The organism is Amycolatopsis sp. NPDC024027, from assembly GCF_040638975.1.
In the GTDB taxonomy this organism is placed as follows: domain Bacteria; phylum Actinomycetota; class Actinomycetes; order Mycobacteriales; family Pseudonocardiaceae; genus Amycolatopsis.
Genome location: NZ_JBEZYY010000007.1, coordinates 279586 through 299242, shown reverse-complemented (window position 1 = coordinate 299242; position 19657 = coordinate 279586). Strand labels below are relative to the sequence as shown.

Sequence of the window (19657 nt, the reverse complement as noted above, 5' to 3'; positions counted from 1 at the left end):
AACGTTGTCAACCGGGGTGATCCGCTCACCCCGGGAGGAAGAGCATGCGCAGAGTCGTCACCGCGGCTTTGATCGTCCCCCTCGTCACGGCGGTCGCACCGGCGGCCGCCGAACCCCTGAACCGAGACTTCGCCGCCTACGTCAACCCGTTCGCCGGCGCGAAGGCCGGCGACACGCCCGAGACCAACACCTACGCCGGCGACACGTTCCCCGGCGCCGACGTCCCGTTCGGCATGGTGCAGTGGAGCCCCGACACGCCCCTGCAGCCCAAGCCACCCGCCGGCCAGGGCCGCTATTACGCCCGGGACCGCGACGGCGGCTACGCCTGGGAAGAGAACCGGCTCCGCGGCTTCAGCCTCACCCACTTCAACGGCGCCGGCTGCGGCGGCGCGGCGGGCGACGTCCCGTTCCTGCCGATCGCCGGCGCCCTGACGACGTCTCCCGCCGTCGACGCCACGAAGTACTTCCCCACCTTCAGCCACGCGAACGAATCGGCGTCACCCGGCTACTACAAGGTGACGACCGATTCGGGCGTCACCACCGAGCTGACCGCGACCCAGCGCTCCGGCCTGGGCCGCTTCACCTTCCCGAAGGACGCCCCCGCCACGCTGCTGATCGACGTCGCGCAGTCCGCGATGGGCAGCGACGACGCCGCCGTGACCGTCGACCCGGCCCGGCGCACCGTCGAAGGCTGGGTCTCCAGCGGCCACTTCTGCCGCGGCCCGAACACCTACAAGGTCTACTTCCAGGCCACCTTCGACCAGCCGTTCCGCACGTCCGGGACCTGGCAGGACGCGACCGTGGCGCCCGGCGGCACCAGCGCCCGCGGCGGCAACCTGAGCAAGACGACGTGGGACAAGCAGGTGGTCACCGCCGAGGGCGGCGCCGGCGCCTACCTGACCTTCGACCCGGCGAAACCGGTCCAGGTCCGGGTCGGCCTGTCCTATGTGGACGCGGCCGGGGCGCGGCTCAACGCCGATCTCGAACAGCGTCAGGACTCCTTCGGCACCGTGCAGGGCAACGCACGCCGGGCGTGGAACGACCGGCTGCGGCAGATCGCCGTCGAAGGCGGCACGGACGCGGCCACGAAGACGTTCTACACCGCGCTGTACCACACCCTCATGCAGCCCAACGTCTTTTCCGATGTGGACGGTCGCTATCCCGGGTTCGACAAGGCGATCCACCACGCCAAGCCGGGACACGCGCAGTACGCGAACTTCTCCGGCTGGGACACCTACCGCGACGAGGTCCAGCTGCTGTCGCTGCTCGCCCCGCACGAGGCCGCCGACATGGCGCAGTCGATGCTCAACCAGGCGGATCAGGCGGGCGGGATCTGGGACCGCTGGTCGCAGAACAACGACTTCATGGGCGTGATGGGCGGCGATCCGTACCACTCGATCATCGCCAGCACGTACGCCTTCGGCGCCACGGACTTCGACGCCCGAAGCGCCCTGAAGTCGATGGTGCACGGCGCCACCCGTGTCCAGCAGGCGGGCGAACGAGCCCTCGAACGCCCGGGCCTGTCGGACTACCAGACGCTGGGCTACCACCCGAACAACGTCTCCGACATGCTCGAGGAGACGACGGCGGACTTCGGCATCGCGCAGCTCGCCCAGCGGCTCGGCGATCCGCGGACCTACCACCGGTTCATGAGCCGCGCCCAGTACTGGGAGAACGTCTACAACCCGGCGACGGGCTACCTGCAGACCCGGATGCGCGACGGCCAGTTCCTCTCGCCCTTCGACCCCGCGCAGTACCAGGAAATGCGCTACCAGGAAGGGAACGCGGCGCAGTACACGTGGATGGTGCCCTACAACGTCCGAGGCCTCTTCGACGCGATGGGCGGCGACGACGCCGTGAAGAAGCGTCTCGACTTCTTCTTCACGAAGCTGAACAGCGACGCCAGCTCGCCGTACGCGTTCATGTCGAACGAACCGTCGTTCGAGGTGCCGTGGGAGTACGCCTACGCGGGCGCGCCGTCGAAGACCCAGGACATCGTGCGCCGCTCGGCGGAGCTGTTGTTCAAGCCGGGTGAAGACGGCCTGCCGGGCAACGACGACCTCGGGGCGACGTCGGCGTGGTACGTCTTCGCCGCGCTCGGGATGTACCCGGAGGCACCCGGCCGCGCCGAAATGGTGCTGGCCAGCCCGATGTTCCCGAAGATCACACTGACCCGGGCGACCGGGCAGCGGATCACGATCACCGCGCCCGGCGCGTCCAGCTCGGTGAAGTACGTGAAGAACCTGAAGGTGAACGGCCGGCCGAGCACGAAACCGTGGCTGCCGGAGTCGTTCGCGGTGAACGGCGGGCGGCTGGACTTCACGCTCGGCGCGTCACCGACGTCGTGGGGGTCGGGCGCTTCCGACGTCCCGCCGTCCTTCCGCGACGGTGAAGTTCCGGTGCGCGGCCGGGTCGGCCCGGGCCGGGTCGCGGTCGCGCCCGGCGGAGCCACCGGCGCCACGGTGATCGCCGAAGGCATCACCGGCGCGGGCACGGTGTCCTGGCAGGCGAAGCCGCCGGCGGGGATCACCGTGACGCCGTCGAGCGGGACGCTCGCCGTGGGCGCGCACGGCACCGCCTCGCAGCAGGTGCGGGTCACCGCCGCGCCCAGGATGGCCGACGCGTACACGAGCGTGCCGGTGACCTTCGACGGGCAACCGGTCCCCGCGGTCCTGCCGGTGACCGTCGGAAAGCCGGGGACGCTGCCCGCGGCGAGCACGAACGTCGGCGTCACCGACGACAAGTTCGTCCAGTACGGCGACTTCGGCGAGACCGACCTCTACCCGGGCGGGTTCGCGTTCTCCTACTCGGCGCAGGGCTTCGCCGCGAACGGCATCACGCCGGGCGCGACGGTGACCGCGAACGGGCAGCAGTTCCGCTGGCCGTCGAGCCCGGCCGGGTCACCGGACAACGTGATCGCGGCGGGGCAAACGCTTGCGGTGGACGCTCCGGCGGGCGCGTCGAAGCTGTCGTTCCTCGGCGCGGCGACCGGCGCGGACGCCCAGGGCACCGTGACCGTCACCTACACCGACGGCTCGGCCCAGCAGGCACAACTCGGGTTGTCGGAGTGGCTGCTGAAGGGCGGTGAGGAGACGCCGCAGTTCGGGAACACGGTCGTCGCGAAGGTGCCGTACGTGAACTCGGCGTTCCCGCGGTACATGTTCCGGCTTCAGCGGCCGTACACGTCGTACCTGTTCGCGACGGCCCCGATCGCCCTCGACCCGGCGAAGCAGGTTCGCAGCATCACCCTGCCCACCTCGACCGGCGCGGGGCAGGCGCACGTCTTCACCTACGCGGTGAGCTGAGGCGGTGGCCCGGGTCGTGCGTCCGTCACGACCCGGGCAGCAGGCCGACGGCGCCGCGGGCGACCTGGGCCCAGGCCAGCCGGCCGAAGAGGTAGTGGCACGCCACCTGTTCGCTGGTGAAGCGCGCCCAGTCGTAGCGGTTGCCCTGCTCGCGCCAGAACACTTCCCACGCCTCGTCCTCGCCCTGCATCAGGCACCAGGCGTTGTCGACCTCGGCGCCGAGCGAGACGACCTCCGGCGGCACGCCCAGCACGCCGAGCCACCGCTGGATCGACTGGGTGTTCATCAGTCCTCATCCCCCTTGGCCTCGGCGAGGTAGCCGAGGGTCACCAGTTCGTCGGCCGCCAGCAGGGCACGGTACCGCGTGCCGCCGCCGACCTGACCGAACCAGTTCGCGGTCTCCGAGCGCCACATCGGCACCTTGCGCACCACGACGTACCGGCGGTACTCGGCGTCCAGGAAGGCGGGCGGCAGCGAGCGCTCCGCGAACGGCGTCCCGTCGGCGAAGAGCACCCGCCCGTAGGCCGGGCCGAAGCGGTCGAGGACCGTGTCGGCCGGGACCATCACCGGCTCGGGCCAGTCGACGCTGCTCTCGGGGAACTGCTCGCCCGGTGGCCACGCGTATTCGGGGCCGAGCTCGCTGTGCCCGACGACGAACCGGCGGATCCAGACAGCTTGGGTGGCGCGCGCGTACGGCACGTACCCGTCGGTGAGGTGCCGCGGCACCGGCCGCGACGGCGCGGTCGGCGAGCGGCGGAAGCCCGCGGTGACGTTGGTCAGGGCCTGGTCGTCGAAGATCAGCCGGGCGTCCGGGTGGTCGTTCGGCGCGAAGCCGTCGGGGTCCTCGGGCAGTGGCAGCTGAAGCGCCGGCTTGTCCATCGCCACCGGCAGGTGCCCGATCGGGAACATGTGCACCAGGAACAGCGCGACGATGCTTTCCCGTTCCGTGCGCGGCGAGCCGAGCGGCGGCAGCGGCACGGGTGACCCCGGGTTCGGTGGCGGGCCCGCGACCGGCGGTGGCCCGGCCACCGGCGGCGGTAGGGGGGCCGGAGGCGGCGTCGGTGGGGCCGGTGGGGCCGGGGGCAGCGGGAACGGCGGCAGCAGCGGCGACACCGCGTGCGGCCAGGCCGCGGGGTTGCCCGAGGGCGGGGTCGGGGCCTCTTCGAAGGCGCCCGAATCCGCCAGGCCGTACCCGGGCAGCTGCACCGGCCCGGTGTCGAGGTCGGCCTCGACCGGTTCGGAGCCCGCCTCGGAAGGCTCGGTCACACCCATCCTCCGGCTCGGTCGGTGCCCGGGGGGCACACGCTGTTCGACGCGGCCGCGGCGCTGCCGGTCCCCCTTGATACCGCACCCCTTCCCCGGGGGCGCGACGAGGTCAGCCCAATGCGGCGACCACGCGGGACGGGCTCGGGCGGCCGAGCTGTCCCGCCATCCACACGCTGGCCGCCACCAGCGCGTCCAAGTCGACACCGGTGGCCACCCCGAGGCCCTCCAGCATCCACACCAGGTCCTCGGTCGCCAGGTTCCCGGTGGCCGATTCGGCGTACGGGCAGCCGCCGAGCCCGCCCGCCGAAGAGTCCACAGTTGACACTCCACATCGGAGCGCCGCGAGCGTGTTGGCGAGAGCTTGACCGTAGGTGTCGTGGAAGTGCACGGCCAAAGTACCGACGTCGTCGAACAGCCCGATGAGCGTTTCGACCTGTCCGGCCGTCGCGACGCCGATGGTGTCGCCCAGTGAAAGCTGCGAGCACCCCATGTCCAGCAGGCGGCGGCCGGCGGCGGCGACCTGCTTCGCCGGCACGACGCCTTCCCAGGGGTCGCCGAAACACATCGAGAGGTAGCCGCGGACGGCCAAGCCCGCTTCCCGGGCTCGCGTGACGACCGGCTCGAACATCGCGAACTGTTCGTCGAGCGAGGAGTTGAGGTTCTTGCGCGCGAACGTCTCCGTCGCGCTGGCGAAGATCGCGATGTGCTCGACGCCGGCTTCGAGGGCCCGGTTCAGGCCCTTCTCGTTCGGGACCAGCACCGGGTACCGGACGCCTGCGCGGCGGTCGAGCCGGGCCAGCAGCTGCTCGGCGTCGGCGAGCTGCGGCACCCACTTCGGGTGGACGAAGCTGGTCGCCTCCAGCGTGGTGAGCCCGGCGCCCGCGAGCCGGTCGAGGAACTCCAGCTTGACCTCGACCGGGACGATCGTCTTCTCGTTCTGCAGCCCGTCGCGCGGGCCGACCTCCCAGATCGTGACGGAGTCCGGCAGCTCCCCCGCCGAGGGGACCCGCTCGGGCAGGCCCAGCTCGCGCGTGCCCATCAGCGGCGTCTCTCGCCACGCGGCGGCCGGCCGCCGCCCTGGGGCGGCAGGGGCGTGGTCTGCTGGGGCTGCTGCTGCGGGGCACCCGGCCGGTAGTCGTCGTACGGGTTGTCGTTGACCTCGCGGTAGATGACCGTGTGCACCTTTTCGACGTGCGGGATGTCCTCGAAGCGCAGCGGCTCGTCGGAGGCCGACTCGATGATGAGCGTGCCGCAGCCGAAGACCCGGTCCAGCAGGCCGTGCTCGAACTGGACGCTGTTGATCCGGCCCATCGGGATGTCGATGCCGGTGCGCTTGAGGACGCCCTCGCGGGCGATCAGCCGGTCGGTCGTCACGATGAAGTGGGTGGTGCGCCAGCGGACGAACGGCGCCAGGAACAGCCACACCACCAGCACCAGCACGACGACCCCGATGGCGATCAGGCCGATCGAGTTCCACGGCGCCGCGGCGTCCTTGGTCATGACCACGCCCCAGGTGCCCGCGCCCAGGGCGACCAGCAGCGCGAGCGTCGGGAAGATCAGCATCTTGAAGTGGGGGTGACTGTGCACCACGACGTGCTCTTGCTCGCTGAGCAAATCGTCCGGATAAGCCACGGCGGACGCTCCCAAGGTCGGTGCGGCGGTGTCGTCTCACCGTACCGGCGAGCGAGGAGGCGGTGGGGGGCAACGCCCCGAAGAATCAGGCCGGACGCACGTGGACCACGTCACCCGCGAAGACGGTGTGCCGCTGGCCGCCCGCCACGTCGACCTGCAGCTGCCCGGCGGCGTCGATGTCGGCGGCCCGCCCGACGAGCGCCGACCCGTCCGGCAGCTGCACCTCGACGTCCTGGCCGAGGGTCGCGCAGTGGGCGCGGTAGTCGCCGAGCAGGCCGGCCTCGGTGAGGTCGCCGCCGGCCAGGCGCCAGCGCCGCTCGAGGTCGTCGAACCCGGTGAGCAACGCGACCGCGACGTCGGTGCGGTCGGTGTTCGTGGCACCCCGCTCGGCCAGCGACGTCGCGGGCAGCCCGCCGGGCCCCGGCTGGACGTCGCCGAGGGGCAGGACGTTGAGGCCGATGCCGAGCACGATCGACGGGTCGGCCCCGGCGACGGCCTCGGCGAGGATGCCGGCGCACTTCGCGCCGTCGACCAGGACGTCGTTGGGCCACTTGAGCACGGCGTCCACCCCGACGGACGCAGCGGCCGCGCGAACGGCGAGCCCGGCGACGACGGACAGTGAGCCGAGCACCGAGAAGGGGACACCCGGCCGGAGCGCGACGCTCAGGTACAGCCCGGCCCCCTTCGGCGAGCTCCACGAACGAGCCCGCCGGCCGACGCCCGCGGTCTGCTCTTCGGCGAGCAGAACGGTCCGGTCGGCGGCGCCGTTTTCGAGGGCTTTTCGCAGGTCAGCGTTGGTGGAGCCGGTGCGCTCGACGACGTCGATCTTCGCGTAACGATCTTGGAGCGCCGCAGCGAGCCGGGCAGCGTCGATCTCAGGCATGTGCCCACAATATGAGAGTCCCCCTAACGTGCAAGCTACTCGCTCGTTCACTAAGAGGTGCGCTCTTCTAAGTTGGAACCCGTGACGACCAAGCAGGCTTCGTGGGCCCGCGGCGCTGCGCTGCGCGGCCTGGTCGCGCTGCCGCTCGTCGCCGGGCTCGTCACGGCGGGCTGGCTGCTGGCCGACCGGTCGCCGGAACCCGCGGCCGCCCCGGTTCCCCCGCCGGTCGTCCGCGACGCGGCGTCGGGCCCGTCGGTCCTCGAAGTCAGCGCGCCGGTGAAGGCGCAGGAGCCGGGCCAGGGCGCGTCCGGCCAGGGCGGCAAGAGCCCGCTGCAGCAGTGGGCCGAGCAGCTGGCCGGTCCCCTCGACATCCCCGCGGACGCGCTGATCGGCTACGCGAACGGCGAGCTGGCGCTGCGCGGCGAAGACCCGTCGTGCCACCTCTCGTGGGTCACGCTCGCGGGCGTCGGCGCGGCGGCGTCCGATCACGGCCGGGGTGGCGGCAACCTGCTGGGCCTGACGGCGGCGCAGACCAGGAAGTACGGCTCCGACGCACCGGCGGCGGCCGGCCGGGCGCTGTGCGCGGGCGGCACCGACCTCGGCGCCGGCCCCGGCTGGTGGAAGGCCGTCGCGGCCTACCACCCGGGCAGTGACACCGAGCTGTTCCGCCAGCGCGTGCTCGGCATGGCCCAGCTGTACGCCACGCTGTCCCTCGACCCGGCGTCGGCGAGCTCGCCGCGCGTCCGGGCGACCCGCTTCGCGCTGGGCCAGCTCGGCCTCCCGTACGTCTGGGGCGGCAACGGCCCGGACGCGGGCGCGGCGGGCTTCGACTGCTCCGGCCTGACGAAGGCGTCGTACGACAGCGCGGGCGTCGCCCTCCCCCGGACGGCGGACAGCCAGTTCCGCGCCCTTCCGCCGGTGCCGGCCGCCCAGGAGCCCCGCCTGGGCGACCTGGTGTTCTACGGCAGCCCGGCCACCCGCATCCACCACGTCGGCCTGTACCTCGGCAACGGCCTGATGATCAACGCACCGACCGAGGGCCAGGCGATCCAGATCCACACGTACCACTCGAAGGGCGACGACTACGCGGGCGCGGGCCGCCCGGCCTGACGACGCACCACCTCGGCGATCCAGACGGGCGCGAACGGAGACGTGCAGCCCGGCGGCGTCGGGTAGTCCTTCAGCACCGCCAGGCGCTCCCCGATGGCGACGGCCCGGGCGCGGAGCCCGGCGTGCTCGATCCCGATCTGCGCCAGGCAGCTGTTCATCGCCCACTGCAGGCGGTCGGGAGCGGTTTTCAGCTCGGCTTCGATGACGTCGAGCAGCCCCGCGAGGTCGAGCCCCTCGGGCCGCTTGACCACGCGTTCGGTGGTCAGCGCCCAGCCGGCGCTCGCGACCACCGGGTCCGGGTCGGCGGACCAGGCCACGCGCAGCTGCTCGGCGTGCGGGCTCTTCTTCACCACATAGTTCACGAGCCAGTCGAGCACCTTGGGCGTGCGCGCCTCGCCCACCATGGCGTCCAGCTCGTCGCGCTCGAACGCCTTCGGGCGGCAGATCAGGATCGCCAGCAGGCGCGCGGCGGAGTCGCCCGAGGCCCAGAGCTCGCGGGCGAGCTCCTGCTGCGTCTTCAGCTGCTTCGCCAGCGCGCGCAGCTTGCCGAGGTTCACCCCGTGGTCGTCGCCGTGGTTCTCGTTCACCGCGCGGATCCTGGGGTCGGCGAGCGCGGCCAGCTCGGCCATGACCTCGGTGACTCCACTCACCGCGGCACCACCAGCCCCGATTCGTAGGCGAACACCACCAGCTGCGCCCGGTCGCGCGCGTGCAGCTTCATCATGGCCCGGTTGACGTGCGTCTTCGCGGTGAGCGGGCTGATCACCATCCGCCCGGCGATCTCCTCGTTCGACAGCCCCCTCGCGACGAGCGCAACGGCTTCGCGTTCCCGGTTCGTCAGCTCCGCCAGCCCCGCGCCGGGGACGAGCGGCTGGGTCACGTACCGGTCGATCAGCTTGCGGGTGATCGACGGCGCCAGCAGGGCGTCCCCGCGGGCCGCGACGCGCACCGCGTGCAGGAAGTCCTCCGGCTGGATGTCCTTGACCAGGAACCCGGCCGCGCCCGCGCGCAGCGCCTCGAAGACGTACTCGTCCAGGCCGTAGTTGGTCAGGATGACGACGTGCACCGCGGCCAGCGCCGGGTGCGCGGCGATGCGCCGGGTCGCCTCGATGCCGTCGACGCCGGGCATCTGGACGTCGAGGAGCGCGATGTCCGGCAGGTGCGCCAGCGCGAGCCGCACCGCCTCGCCGCCATCGCCCGCTTCGGCGACCACCTCGATGTCGGCCTCGACGTCGAGCAGCGCGCGGAACCCGCTGCGGATGAGCGGCTGGTCGTCGGCCAGCAGGACGCGGATCACGCGGGGTCCACCGGCAGTTCGGCCTGGACGCTGAAGCCGCCTTCACGGCGAGGCCCGGCCTGGAGCCGGCCGCCCAGCGCCGTGACGCGCTCGCGCATCCCGGTCAGGCCGACGCCCGGGGCACTGTCCACGGTGGCCTGGCCGTCGTCGTCCACCCGGATGACCAGCGTGCCGGGCCGGTGGTCGATCCGGACCGACGCGGTGGCCGCGGCGGCGTGCCGGGCGACGTTGGTGAGCGACTCCTGGACGATCCGGTAGGCGGTCCGGCCGACCGCGGCCGGCACGCCGTCGCACCGGCCCTCGACCGTCAGCCGCGCGTCGAGACCGGTGGTCCGGGCGCGGCGCACGAGGTCCGGCACGTCGTCGAGCCCGCGCGGCGGATCCTTGTCGTCGTCGCGCAACGCCTCCAGGGTCGCCCGCAGTTCCCGCGCCGCCTCGCGGCCGGCGTCGCGGATCGCCAGCAGCGCGTCGGGCACGTCTTCGCCGCGCTTGCGGGCCAGGTGGACGGCGACTTCGGCCTGCACCTTGATGACGGAGATCTGGTGGGTGAGCGAATCGTGCAGCTCCCGCGCGATGTGCAGCCGTTCCTCGTCCGCGCGCCGCCGCGCGGTTTCCTCGCGGGTGCGTTCGGCTTCGTCGGCGCGGCGCTCGGCCTGGCGCAACGCCTCCCCCGCCGCCCCGGCGGCGATCAGCCACGCCAGCTGGAGGACGTCCCGCGACTGCGTGAACGCCGCGCCCGTGTCGGCCACGCCCGAAGCCAGGAGCGCGAGCGGGATCGCGGCCAGCATCAGCACCGAAGCGGCCACCGCGGCGATCCGGTGTCCCGCGCGGACGGCGGCGTACACGGCGAAGAGGTAGGCGACGACGGGCACTTCGAAGCCGGCGAGCTGGTACGCGAGCGCGCAGACCGCGGTCGCGGCCAGCACGGCGATCGGCGCCCGGCGGCGCGCGGCCAGCGCCAGCCCACCGGCGGCCAGCGCCGCGTACCCCAGGACGTCGAGCTCCGGGATGCGGTGCGCGCCGGACACCCCGGCGACCACCAGGGCCACCGCGACGCCGGCGGCGATCACCCCGTCGAGGACTTGCGCGCGGCTCACCCCTGAACCCTAACCGGGTGACCGCCCGGCGAAGTCCCGCACGAAGAGCAGTTCCGGGCTACCGCAGCTGCGGTAGCCCGGCCGGCTCCTGCGGCGTCCGCGGCAGCGCGAAGTGTCTGCTCGCGCACCACGACGGACGGCGGGTCCGGCGGACATGCTTCCGGCGTCCGATCCGAACCGAAGGAGCACCTCATGAACGTCCTCGCCGCGGCCGGTTCCTACGACCTCACCCCGGGACGGCTCTGGTCCCTGATCGCCGTCGTGCTCGGGGTCGCGGGGGTCGTCGCGGGCGGGCGGGCACTGGCCCGCGGCCGCGGAGCCGTCGTGGCCCTGGCCGGTGGCCTGGCTTCCGTCGTGATCGGCGGCTGGGTGGTGGCCGCCGCGAAAGGCGGGCCCGGCACCGGCTACGGGATCGTCGGGGGCTACGTGGACCTGGTGATCGGCGCGGTCGCCCTCGTCCTCGGCGGGCTGTCGATGGCCCGCTCGCGCGGTTTTGTCGGTGGTCGCCGCTAGCGTCGGGGGCATGTACGAAATCGACTTCGCCGAGTTCCCGTCCACGTCCGCCGCGGCGTCCGGGAAGTTCTTCGAGCGCGCGTTCGGCTGGGCGGTGACACCGTACGGCCCGGACTACACCGACGTCCGGGGCGCCGGCCTCACCTTGGGGTTCCAATCGGCCGCGGACGAACAGACCAGCGCGCCGCTGCTCACGATCCGCACGGACGACCTGACGGCGGCCCGCGAGGCGGTGGCGGCAGCGGGCGGCGTGGTGACGAAGGAACCGTTCGCCTTCCCGGGCGGACGCCGCTTCCACTTCCGCGAGCCCGGCGGGAGCGAGCTGGCGGTGTGGTGCCCGGACGCCTGACGCGACGTCCGGTTTCCGCCGGTGGCCCGCTCACCGGTGCGCCATGGTGATCATCATGAGCGTCTCCGTTCTCGAAGGCATGTACGCCGCCGAAGCCGAGTACTTCGCCACCGGCGACTTCGCCCCGCTGCGGCGGTTCTTCGCCGCGGACTTCGTGCTGCACCAGGCCGAAGGCCTGCCGTACGGCGGAGCCTGGCGCGGCCACGACGGCCTGCGGCGGTTCTTCGCGGCGATGAGCCGCACGTGGGAGGCCTTCGACTTCGTGGACCAGGCGTTCCTCGCCACGACATCCCCGCTCGTCGTGCTGACGAACGTGCGCGCCCGGGCCCGCGCCACCGGTCGCGAGCTCGAGTTCCCGATCCTCCAGACGATCACCGTGGCCGGTGGCCGCATCACCGAAGTCCGCCCGTTCTACTGGGACAGTGCCGCCATCGCGGCCGCCTGCTCGACGTAACCGGCGGCCCCGCCGCCGTAGTACGTCGCGGGGTCGGCCGGCGCGGTCGGCAGGCCGAGCGCGAACCGCGTCACCAGGTCCGGGTTCGCGATGAAGTGCCGGGCGTACGAAACCGCGTCGGCGATGCCGGCCTCGATCACCGCGTCGCCCGTCTCGCGGTCGAAGCCGTTGTTGACGATCAACGGGCCGCCGAACAGCTCCCGGTAGCGGGCGAAGGCCGCGAAGTCCGGCCCGGCGTCGGGACCCCGGAGGTGCAGGTAGTCCGCGGCGAGGCCGGCGACCAGTTCGTCGTACTCGGCGCGGAGTGCTTCGTCCACAGTGAACAGTCCGCCGGTCCACCACGGCGAAAGCCGGACACCGACCCGGCCGTGTGCGGCGGCCGCGTCGACGACCTCGGCGAGCAACCTGCGGCGCGCGGCCGGTGAGCCGCCGTAGGCGTCGGTGCGGTGGTTGAGCCGCGGGTGCAGGAACTGCGCGAGCAGGTACACGCCGTTGGCGGCGATCTCGACGCCGTCGAACCCGGCGCGGTGCGCCTTCTCGGCCGCCGCGCCGTAATCCGCGACCGTGGCCCGGATCTCGGCCACGCTCAGCTCGCGCGGGGTGCCGGTGCGGCGCCGTCCGGACGCCGGGTACACCGGCTCGTCGGGGTTCACGGCCGAGGGCCCCGCGGGCAGCCCGCCGAGGAAGTCCGGGTGCGAAACGGCTCCGGCGTGCCACAGCTGCAGCACGATCCGGCCGCCGAGCGCGTGCACGACGTCCGTGACCCGCCGCCAGCCGGCAACCTGTGCTTCGGTGTAGATCCCCGGGACGTCCGAGAAGCCGATGGCCCGTTCGCTCACCCAAGTGCCTTCGGCGACGATGAGCCCGGCGCCGGCGCGCTGCGCGTAGTAGGCGGCCTGGAGGTCGCCGGGCACGCCACCGGGGACGCGCGCCCGGGTCGTCGGTGCCACGACGACGCGGTTCGGCAGGCGCCGGCCGTCCAGGTCGGCAGGGGTCAGCAAGCTCATCGGTCACCTCCGGTCGCGGGGATACGTCGAGGAGGCGACGGTGGACGCGAGCGAAAGGTGACCGATGGAGGACCTGGCGGCGGACTTCGAGGCCGAACGCGGCCGGCTGCGCGGGCTGGCCTACCGGATGCTCGGCTCGGCGGCCGAAGCGGACGACGCCGTGCAGGAAGCGTGGCTGCGGCTGAACCGGGCCGACCCGGTCGACAACCTGGCGGCCTGGCTGACCACGGTCGTGTCCCGCGTCTGCCTCGACGTCCTGCGTTCGCGGAAAACCCGCCGCGAGGAGCCGTTCGAGGTGTTCCCGGAGCCGGTGGACGACGCCGATCCGGCGGACGAAGCCGCGCTCGCCGACGCGGTGGGCCGCGCGCTGCTCGTCGTGCTGGCCGCACTCGGGCCGGCCGAGCGGATCGCGTTCGTGCTGCACGACCTGTTCGCCGTGCCGTTCGACCGGATCGCCCCGGTGCTGGACCGCACGCCGGTGGCGGCGAAGAAGCTGGCGAGCCGCGCGCGGCACCGGGTCCGGGGCACCTCCCCGCTGCCCCCGGCCGACCTGGCCCGGCACCGCCGGGTGGTCGACGCGTTCCTGGCCGCCGCCCGCGGCGGCGACCTCGCCGCCCTGCTCGACGTGCTGGCCCCGGACGTCGTGCGCCGCGCCGACGCGGCCGCGCTGCCGGCGGGCGCGGCCCTCGAGACGCGGGGGGCCCGCGCGGTGGCCGAGGAGACGCAGGTGTTCGGGAACCGGGCCCGGTTCGCCGAAACGGCCCTGGTCGACGGCGCGGTCGGCGTCGTCGTCGCGCCCCGCGGCCGGCTGGTGCTCGCCTTGGCCGTGGCAGTCGACGGCGAGCGGGTGGCGGCGTATGAGGTGATCGCCGACCCCGCCCGCCTCGCCGCGCTGCACGTCACGCTCCTCAGCGCTTGATCCGGTAGGACAGGTGCGTCACGCCGGTGCCCTCGGTGACCTCCGGGTCGGTCAGCTTCGTGGTGGCGTCGAGGTGGTCGAAGAAGCGGACGCCGGAGCCGAGCAGGACCGGGATCAGGTCGACCTGGACGCCGTCGAGCAGGCCGAGGTTGAGGCACTGCTGGGCGATCGTCGTGCTGGCGACCGCGACGGTCTTGTCGCCGGCGGTCTTCTTGGCCTGCTCGACGGCGCTTTCGAGGCCGTCGGTGACGAAGGTGAACGGCGCGTCCGGGTGCGGCCAGTCCGCGGGCTCCTCGTGGGTGACGACGAAGACCGGGACGCCCATCGGGTGCGCACCGCCCCAGCCCTGGGTGAGGGTGAACAGGCGGCGGCCGGTGATCAGCGCGCCGACGTTCTCCATCGCCGCGCGCAGCATCTTCGCGCTGGCTTCGGAGGTCTTGAAGGTGGCCCAGTCGACGGCGGTGGGGACCTCGACGTCGCCGTTGCCGAACCACTCGAACAGGTGATCGATGCGGTCTTCCGGGTCGGCCACGAAGCCGTCGAGGGACATGGACATGTTGGCGATGACGTCGGCCATTTCGATCTCCTTTTGGCTGGTCAGAGGCGTTTTGCCCTGATGAGGAGAAGTCTTCCGCGTTCGCCCGCCGGGAAGATCTGCCACCTGGCCGACATCCGGCGGCGGGTGGCCGATGCCTTGACAGCCGGTGGCCGCGACGGCAGCATGAACACATGTTCATGAACGTGTGTTCATAACGGAGGGACTGGGGATGACCGGGATCGTCAACACCGCACAGGCCGAGGCGTGGAACGGCTACGAAGGGGAGCACTGGGCGACGCACGCCGACCGCTACGACGCCGTGAACAGCGGGTTCAACGGTTTCCTGCTCGAACTGGTGGATTCCGGCGACCGCGTGCTCGACATCGGCTGCGGCAACGGCCAGCTGACACGGCTCGCCGCGGCGCGGGCCCGGTCCGCGATCGGCGTCGACCTGTCCGGGCCGATGCTCGCGACCGCGCGGAGGCGGGCGGCCGAGGTGCCGAACGTGACGTTCGAGCAGGGTGACGTCCAGGTCCACCCGTTCGCCGAAGACGGGTTCGACCTGGCGATCAGCCGGTTCGGGGTGATGTTCTTCGCCGATCCGGTGGCGGCGTTCGGCAACGTCCGGCGTGCGCTGTCTTCCGGCGGCCGGCTCGCGTTCCTCTGCATGACGGCGCTGGCCGGCACCGACCTCGGCCGGGTGTTCGGCGCGATGGCGGCCTACCTGCCGCAGCCGACCGGGCCGGACGGCAGCGGGCCGACGTCGTTCGCGGACCCGGACCGGACCAGGGCGGTGCTGACCGAAGCCGGCTTCGAAGACGTGGTGTGCACCCGCGTCGAGGCCGGCCAGGTCTGGGGCCGTGACGTCCCCGACGCGGCCCGGTTCATGGCGGACTGGGGCCCGGTCCGCCACCACCTGGACCGGCTCGACAGCGCGACGGCGGCCAAGGCGGCCGAAGCCCTCGCGGAGGCGCTCGAGCCGTTCGCGGGTCAGGACGCGGTCCGGCTGCGCGGCACGGCGTGGCTGGTCACGGGAAGGAGGCCGTAGCGGGGGCGCCCGTACGATGGCGGTGATGTCACCGAGGAAAGCCGCCGCCCAGCAGGACGGGCAGTCACTGCACGACCTGCTGCTCGAGACCGCGCAGAAGATGATCGCCACGCACGGCACGACCGGCATGACCGTGCGGGAGATCGCGCGCATGGCGGGCGTCGCCGACGGCGTGCTCTACAACCACTTCTCCGACAAGGAGGAACTGGTGGCCCGGGCCCTGCTGGAGCACGTGCGCACGACGGAGGCGGAGCTGGGCGAGTTGCCGGTGCCCGGTGAAGGCGTCCTCTTCGGGAACCTCCGCCGCCACGTGGAGTTCGGCTTGGCGCTGCACAAGGCGCTCGTGCCGGCGTTCAGCGGCCTGGTCTCGCAGCCCAGGGTGCTGGAGCGGTTCGCGGAGATCAGCGAGTGGTCCGGCCACTGGCGCGATCGGCTGGTGGCCTACCTCGAAGCGGAACGCGCACTGGGCCGCCTGCGGCCGGAGTCCGAAGTGGACGCAACGGCGGCCATGCTGGTCGGCTATTGCCACGCCTCGGTGCTCACGACGGTCTTCCCGCACACGGCACCCCTCGACCCGCCACCGGTGAACTCGGTGGTGAGCGCGGCGCTCCACGGCATCGCGCCGAGGGAGACCGAACCGGCGGACGACGACCCGGGCACGGTCGCCGAGGCGTGACGTCCCGGCCGACGAAGCCGGGCGCTATCGCCGAGGTGTGACTCCCGAAGGAGGGCGCGCCCAACCGGCCGGGCGCGGTCGCCGGGGCATGACCTCCCGCCCCAGCCAAGCCAGCCACGGCCTTCCGCCCTAACCAAGCCGCCCACGGCATCCCGCCCTAACCAAGCCAGCCACGGCCTCCCGCCCCAGCCAAGCCAGGCGCAGTCGCCGCAGCGTGACTTCCCCAGAAGGCCGCCAGCCGCCCAGCCGGTAGGCGCAGCTGCCGAGCGGTGGTGTTCCGGACGGTAGGACGTCTCCCACCCGGCTGGCTGGGCGCAGCCGGCTGGTGTCCCGGGTTGCGCAGCGCCTTTCCGCCGGCCCAGTTAAGCCGGGCGCGATCGCCGAGGCGTGCTGTCCTGAGAGGTGGAAGCCCCACCCGCCGCTCGACCGCGGCCGGGTCCGGCCCGGACCGGACCGGCGCTTGCCCGCCTAGCGGCACAGCCCCTTCACCCCTTCCAGGACCACCCACCCAGATCATCGGGTTGCCGCTCACCGTCGTCTCCGGCACCTCCTGCACTCCGCGCTCGCCGGGGCGTCGGGGTTGTGCTGGACGTAGCCATCGCCGACGTACTCGGCGAAGGCGTCGGCCGGGCGCTTCTCGGTGCAGGCCGGCCGGAGGAAGCCCAGGACCGCTTCCTTGTCGCGTGCGATTCCGTCATCGGCGTCCGTCCTTTGTGGAGTTATCGACACCAAGCCCACCATGCGCGAAAGAGAAAAGGAAAGACCTGTGGACTCTGCCGCGATACTCTCCCGGTATGGACGATGTCGAGGTCCGTGAGCTGCGGTATTTCCGCGCGGTCGCCGAAGAGCTGAACTTCTCGCGCGCCGCCGAGCGGCTCGGGATGGCGCAGCCACCGTTGTCGCGGGCGATCCGGCTACTGGAGCGGCGGCTCGGGGTGCAGCTCTTCGAACGCACCAGCCGGCACGTCTCGCTGACGCCGGCCGGCGCCGTCCTCCTCGTCGAGTCGGCGAAGGCACTGGAGGCCGTCACCGCGGCCGTCCGGCGCACGCGGCGGGCAGCGCAGCGGACGCCGGCGCTGGTCGTCACCGCGAAGCCGGGGGTCGCGACCGATCTGCTGCGGCGGATCGCCGACGCGCACCCGGATCCGGTCGACCTCCGGGTCAGCGGGTTCGGCGAACAGACGGAGATGCTGCGGGACGGCCGGACCGACGTGGCCGTGCTCGGCTGCCACGGCGGCACCCACCACGGCCTGGACGTCGAGGTGCTGTTCAGCGAACCGCGGGTGGCCGCACTGCCGCCGGGCCACGAGCTCGCCGGCCGGTCCGTGCTGACCTGCGCCGACTTCGCCGGGCAGCCGACGCCGTGCTGGCCGCTCTCCTCGGCCGCGGACCGGGCGTACTGGTCCGGGCAGGACGTGACCGGCGGACCGGTGACCCCCGGACCGATCGTGCACGACAGCGCCCAGCTGCTGGAGGCAGTCGCGCTCGGGCAGGCGGTCGCGTTGCTGCCCGCGTCGGTCGCCGAGCTGCGCTCGCGGGACGACGTCGTCTACCGGCCGGTTGTCGACGCGACGCCGTACTCGCTGGCCCTCGCCTGGCCGGCCGGGGCGCGGGACCCGCGGATCGCGCGGTTCGTGCGGACCGCCACCGAAGTCAGCGAAGCACTACCTCGACCGGGAGCTGTCCCGGCGGGGTGACCGTGTGGATCACCGGCGGCACCCGGACGTCGTCGGCCTCGAAGGCCACCCGCAGCTGCTCGACGTCCGCGTCGGCCAGCAGCTCGGCCAGCTCGTCGGCACGGGCGACGGTGGCCGGGGCGAGCGTGGCGGAGTCGTCGAGTGCGCCCCAGACGTCCCACTGGAGCATCTCGTGCTTGTTGAGCGCGGCGAGGTCCAGCACGAGGTTGTGCCACACGTACGGGATCCCGCGCAGGAACGGCACGTCCAGGTCCGGCGAAACGACCAGCAGGTCCGGGTCGAGCTCGCCGGCGCGCACGGCGGTCCACGCGTCGGGGCCGGTCAGGAACCGGTCGCGGGGCACGTCGAGGAGGTCGAAAGCCACGTCGTCCACCGGGTCGCGGAAGCCGGGTGAGAGCTGGGGCTCGACCAGGTGCCAGCCGTCGGCGGTGCGGACCTCGGCGACGACGTGGTCGAGGTACCAGCCGGGCATCAGGTAGCTCGCGAAGCCGACGCGGGCGCGGGCCGGGATGCCGTGGTGGCGGGCCATCGAGACGAACAGCAGCGTGAAGTCGCGGCAGCAGCCGACGATCCGGTGCAGCGGCGGCCGCGGCTCGCCAGGTGGGGCCGGGTCGAGCTCGCGCAGGCGCGCCCACATGGCCGCGGCGTACCGCAGGGTGATCTCGTCGTTGCGGGCGGCCGGAAACCCGTGCTCGGTGATCGCGCCCGCACCCCAGTAGTGGAACACCAGCTGGGACGCCGCTTCCCGCAGGACGGCGAGGTCGGCCGGGGTGGCGTCGAGCCAGTCCGCGTGCGGGCCCGGGTCGCTGAACCGGCTGTGGCTGACGTAGAAGTCGTCCATGGGCCCGACGCTAGCGAAATTTCAGCCCGCTTGAACAGCCAGTTCTCCGCGGAAGGTCGACCGGTACGCGCTCGGCGACACCCCGAGCGCCGCCTGGAAGTGCTGGCGCAGCGAGGCCGCCGCGCCGAAGCCGGCTTCCGTGGCGACGCGGTCGACCGGCAGGTCCGTCTCCTCGAGGAGCTGGCGGGCGCGCTCGACCCGTTGCTGGGTCAGCCACTGCAGGGCCGAGATGCCGACCTCCTCGCGGAAGCGGCGGGTGAACGTGCGCGTGCTCATCGCCTCGCGGGCGGCGAGCTCGCGCAGGGTCAGCGGCCGGTGCAGGTTCTCCAGCGCCCAGGCTCGTGCCGCCTTCGTCGACGACGTCCGGGGCTCGGGGACCGGCCGCCGGACGAACTGGGCCTGGCCGCCTTCGCGGTGCGGGGACACGACCGTGCCGCGGGCGACCTCGTTGGCCACCGCCGTGCCGTGGTCGCGGCGGATCATGTGCAGCACCAGGTCTATTCCGGCGGCGACGCCCGCCGAGGTCAGCACGTCGCCGTCGTCGGTGTAGAGCACGCACGGGTCGACGTCGACCTCGGGGAACCGCTCCTGCAGTTCCTCGGCGGAACGCCAGTGGGTGGTGGCGCGGCGGCCGTCGAGCAGGCCGGCCGCGGCGAGCACGAACGCGCCGGTGCAGATGGACGCGATGCGCGCGGCCGGCGGAATGCGGCCGAGGGCGACCTCGAGCGGCGGGGTCAGCACGCGCGCCAGCGGCTCGTACTCCACCAGGGACGCCGGGACGATCACCGTGTCGGCCTCGGCCAGCACCTCGGGGCCGCGGTCGACCGGGATGGCGACGTCGGAGTCGGTGCGCACCAAGCCGGGCTCGAGCGTGCAGGTCACGACCTCGTACAGCGGCTCCCCCGACGCCGAGCGGGCCTGGCCGAACAGGCGGTGGACGATGCCCAGCTCCATCACCAGCATGCCGTGGCGAACGAGGACGGCGACGTGGTGGCGGTTCGGGTGCACGAATTCGGCCATGGCTC

21 protein-coding genes are annotated in these 19657 nt (G+C 72.8%); 9 read left to right on the top strand and 12 right to left on the bottom strand.

What is annotated here, in order from left to right; translation table 11 throughout:
- Positions 1-44: 44 nt before the first annotated feature.
- The gene (locus AB0F52_RS20185) at positions 45-3305 is read left to right on the top strand and encodes a GH92 family glycosyl hydrolase (protein ID WP_360172813.1); all 3261 of its coding nucleotides are present in this window, start codon (positions 45-47) and stop codon (positions 3303-3305) included.
- Between the two features lie 25 nt (positions 3306-3330).
- Here AB0F52_RS20185 and AB0F52_RS20180 read toward each other — a convergent pair whose 3' ends face one another.
- From AB0F52_RS20180 to AB0F52_RS20160, 5 genes are all read right to left on the bottom strand, one after another.
- Entirely contained in the window at positions 3331-3591 is a 261-nt protein-coding gene (locus AB0F52_RS20180) for a hypothetical protein (protein ID WP_003105220.1), read from the bottom strand.
- Positions 3591-4577 carry a TNT domain-containing protein gene (locus AB0F52_RS20175; protein ID WP_360172808.1) on the bottom strand — a complete coding sequence of 329 codons (987 nt, stop codon included), beginning with the start codon at positions 4575-4577 and terminating at the stop codon, positions 3591-3593. The genes AB0F52_RS20180 and AB0F52_RS20175 overlap by 1 nt, the downstream gene beginning before the upstream one ends.
- 103 nt (positions 4578-4680) lie before the next feature.
- Positions 4681-5610, bottom strand: a complete 930-nt coding sequence (locus AB0F52_RS20170) for a hydroxymethylglutaryl-CoA lyase (protein WP_360172805.1) — start codon at positions 5608-5610, stop codon at positions 4681-4683.
- Positions 5610-6203 carry a PH domain-containing protein gene (locus AB0F52_RS20165; protein ID WP_360172802.1) on the bottom strand — a complete coding sequence of 198 codons (594 nt, stop codon included), beginning with the start codon at positions 6201-6203 and terminating at the stop codon, positions 5610-5612. Before AB0F52_RS20165 ends, AB0F52_RS20170 begins: the two co-directional genes overlap by 1 nt.
- Before the next feature lie 85 nt (positions 6204-6288).
- On the bottom strand, positions 6289-7086 hold the full coding sequence (locus AB0F52_RS20160) for a biotin--[acetyl-CoA-carboxylase] ligase (RefSeq protein ID WP_360172799.1): 798 nt from the start codon (positions 7084-7086) through the stop codon (positions 6289-6291).
- Positions 7087-7167: 81 nt separating this feature from the next.
- Between AB0F52_RS20160 and AB0F52_RS20155 the strand changes: the two genes are divergently transcribed.
- The gene (locus tag AB0F52_RS20155; protein ID WP_360172796.1) at positions 7168-8196 is read left to right on the top strand and encodes a C40 family peptidase; all 1029 of its coding nucleotides are present in this window, start codon (positions 7168-7170) and stop codon (positions 8194-8196) included.
- On the opposite strand, the gene AB0F52_RS20150 is transcribed toward AB0F52_RS20155, so the two are convergent.
- Genes AB0F52_RS20150 through AB0F52_RS20140 form a run of 3 tightly spaced genes read right to left on the bottom strand, consistent with a single transcriptional unit; the run spans position 8169 to position 10590 of the window.
- A complete protein-coding gene (locus AB0F52_RS20150; RefSeq protein ID WP_360172793.1) occupies positions 8169-8846 on the bottom strand; it encodes a DNA alkylation repair protein in 678 nt (225 codons plus the stop codon). The two genes, AB0F52_RS20155 and AB0F52_RS20150, sit on opposite strands and share 28 nt — an antisense overlap.
- Entirely contained in the window at positions 8843-9493 is a 651-nt protein-coding gene (locus tag AB0F52_RS20145; protein WP_360172790.1) for a response regulator transcription factor, read from the bottom strand. The genes AB0F52_RS20150 and AB0F52_RS20145 overlap by 4 nt, the downstream gene beginning before the upstream one ends.
- A complete protein-coding gene (locus AB0F52_RS20140) occupies positions 9490-10590 on the bottom strand; it encodes a histidine kinase (protein ID WP_360172787.1) in 1101 nt (366 codons plus the stop codon). The genes AB0F52_RS20145 and AB0F52_RS20140 overlap by 4 nt, the downstream gene beginning before the upstream one ends.
- Positions 10591-10782: 192 nt before the next feature.
- Between AB0F52_RS20140 and AB0F52_RS20135 the strand changes: the two genes are divergently transcribed.
- The 3 genes from AB0F52_RS20135 to AB0F52_RS20125 are packed head-to-tail and all read left to right on the top strand — an operon-like array spanning position 10783 to position 11906.
- Entirely contained in the window at positions 10783-11103 is a 321-nt protein-coding gene (locus tag AB0F52_RS20135) for a DUF6223 family protein (protein WP_360172784.1), read from the top strand.
- A 10-nt stretch (positions 11104-11113) separates the two neighbouring features.
- A complete protein-coding gene (locus tag AB0F52_RS20130) occupies positions 11114-11452 on the top strand; it encodes a VOC family protein (RefSeq protein ID WP_360172781.1) in 339 nt (112 codons plus the stop codon).
- Positions 11453-11507: 55 nt separating this feature from the next.
- Complete coding sequence (locus AB0F52_RS20125) at positions 11508-11906, top strand: nuclear transport factor 2 family protein (RefSeq protein ID WP_360172778.1); 399 nt, start codon at positions 11508-11510, stop codon at positions 11904-11906.
- Here AB0F52_RS20125 and AB0F52_RS20120 read toward each other — a convergent pair.
- Positions 11864-12913: an alkene reductase gene (locus AB0F52_RS20120; RefSeq protein WP_360172775.1), complete on the bottom strand. Its 1050-nt coding sequence runs from the start codon at positions 12911-12913 to the stop codon at positions 11864-11866. The genes AB0F52_RS20125 and AB0F52_RS20120 overlap by 43 nt on opposite strands.
- 64 nt (positions 12914-12977) lie before the next feature.
- Between AB0F52_RS20120 and AB0F52_RS20115 the strand changes: the two genes are divergently transcribed.
- Positions 12978-13832, top strand: coding sequence for a sigma-70 family RNA polymerase sigma factor (locus tag AB0F52_RS20115; protein WP_360172772.1), 855 nt, complete (start codon positions 12978-12980; stop codon positions 13830-13832).
- On the opposite strand, the gene AB0F52_RS20110 is transcribed toward AB0F52_RS20115, so the two are convergent.
- Positions 13822-14409: a dihydrofolate reductase family protein gene (locus AB0F52_RS20110; RefSeq protein WP_360172769.1), complete on the bottom strand. Its 588-nt coding sequence runs from the start codon at positions 14407-14409 to the stop codon at positions 13822-13824. The genes AB0F52_RS20115 and AB0F52_RS20110 overlap by 11 nt on opposite strands.
- 190 nt (positions 14410-14599) lie before the next feature.
- Here AB0F52_RS20110 and AB0F52_RS20105 point away from each other — a divergent pair, with 190 nt between their 5' ends.
- The 3 genes from AB0F52_RS20105 (at position 14600) to AB0F52_RS20095 (ending at position 17791) form a co-directional block, all read left to right on the top strand.
- Positions 14600-15418 carry a methyltransferase domain-containing protein gene (locus AB0F52_RS20105; protein WP_360172766.1) on the top strand — a complete coding sequence of 273 codons (819 nt, stop codon included), beginning with the start codon at positions 14600-14602 and terminating at the stop codon, positions 15416-15418.
- Positions 15419-15434: 16 nt separating this feature from the next.
- Entirely contained in the window at positions 15435-16094 is a 660-nt protein-coding gene (locus tag AB0F52_RS20100) for a TetR/AcrR family transcriptional regulator (RefSeq protein ID WP_360172763.1), read from the top strand.
- Between the two features lie 794 nt (positions 16095-16888).
- On the top strand, positions 16889-17791 hold the full coding sequence (locus AB0F52_RS20095) for a LysR family transcriptional regulator (protein ID WP_360172760.1): 903 nt from the start codon (positions 16889-16891) through the stop codon (positions 17789-17791).
- Here AB0F52_RS20095 and AB0F52_RS20090 read toward each other — a convergent pair.
- Both AB0F52_RS20090 and AB0F52_RS20085 read right to left on the bottom strand, forming a co-directional pair.
- A complete protein-coding gene (locus tag AB0F52_RS20090; RefSeq protein WP_360172757.1) occupies positions 17748-18632 on the bottom strand; it encodes a transglutaminase-like domain-containing protein in 885 nt (294 codons plus the stop codon). The genes AB0F52_RS20095 and AB0F52_RS20090 overlap by 44 nt on opposite strands.
- A 21-nt stretch (positions 18633-18653) precedes the next feature.
- Positions 18654-19652, bottom strand: a complete 999-nt coding sequence (locus AB0F52_RS20085) for a helix-turn-helix domain-containing protein (protein ID WP_360172754.1) — start codon at positions 19650-19652, stop codon at positions 18654-18656.
- Positions 19653-19657 lie beyond the last annotated feature (5 nt).

What these genes read in the sequence shown, in the direction of transcription:
- AB0F52_RS20095 (WP_360172760.1), top strand. Translation starts at nt 16,889, where the DNA reads ATGGACGATGTCGAGGTCCGTGAGCTGCGGTATTTCCGCGCGGTCGCC.
- AB0F52_RS20130 (WP_360172781.1), top strand. Translation starts at nt 11,114, where the DNA reads ATGTACGAAATCGACTTCGCCGAGTTCCCGTCCACGTCCGCCGCGGCG.
- AB0F52_RS20170 (WP_360172805.1), bottom strand. Translation starts at nt 5,610, where the DNA reads ATGGGCACGCGCGAGCTGGGCCTGCCCGAGCGGGTCCCCTCGGCGGGG.
- AB0F52_RS20185 (WP_360172813.1), top strand. Translation starts at nt 45, where the DNA reads ATGCGCAGAGTCGTCACCGCGGCTTTGATCGTCCCCCTCGTCACGGCG.
- AB0F52_RS20090 (WP_360172757.1), bottom strand. Translation starts at nt 18,632, where the DNA reads ATGGACGACTTCTACGTCAGCCACAGCCGGTTCAGCGACCCGGGCCCG.
- AB0F52_RS20105 (WP_360172766.1), top strand. Translation starts at nt 14,600, where the DNA reads ATGACCGGGATCGTCAACACCGCACAGGCCGAGGCGTGGAACGGCTAC.
- AB0F52_RS20160 (WP_360172799.1), bottom strand. Translation starts at nt 7,086, where the DNA reads ATGCCTGAGATCGACGCTGCCCGGCTCGCTGCGGCGCTCCAAGATCGT.
- AB0F52_RS20110 (WP_360172769.1), bottom strand. Translation starts at nt 14,409, where the DNA reads ATGGCCGACGTCATCGCCAACATGTCCATGTCCCTCGACGGCTTCGTG.
- AB0F52_RS20085 (WP_360172754.1), bottom strand. Translation starts at nt 19,652, where the DNA reads ATGGCCGAATTCGTGCACCCGAACCGCCACCACGTCGCCGTCCTCGTT.
- AB0F52_RS20125 (WP_360172778.1), top strand. Translation starts at nt 11,508, where the DNA reads ATGAGCGTCTCCGTTCTCGAAGGCATGTACGCCGCCGAAGCCGAGTAC.
- AB0F52_RS20180 (WP_003105220.1), bottom strand. Translation starts at nt 3,591, where the DNA reads ATGAACACCCAGTCGATCCAGCGGTGGCTCGGCGTGCTGGGCGTGCCG.
- AB0F52_RS20100 (WP_360172763.1), top strand. Translation starts at nt 15,435, where the DNA reads ATGGCGGTGATGTCACCGAGGAAAGCCGCCGCCCAGCAGGACGGGCAG.
- AB0F52_RS20175 (WP_360172808.1), bottom strand. Translation starts at nt 4,577, where the DNA reads ATGGGTGTGACCGAGCCTTCCGAGGCGGGCTCCGAACCGGTCGAGGCC.
- AB0F52_RS20120 (WP_360172775.1), bottom strand. Translation starts at nt 12,913, where the DNA reads ATGAGCTTGCTGACCCCTGCCGACCTGGACGGCCGGCGCCTGCCGAAC.
- AB0F52_RS20135 (WP_360172784.1), top strand. Translation starts at nt 10,783, where the DNA reads ATGAACGTCCTCGCCGCGGCCGGTTCCTACGACCTCACCCCGGGACGG.
- AB0F52_RS20115 (WP_360172772.1), top strand. Translation starts at nt 12,978, where the DNA reads ATGGAGGACCTGGCGGCGGACTTCGAGGCCGAACGCGGCCGGCTGCGC.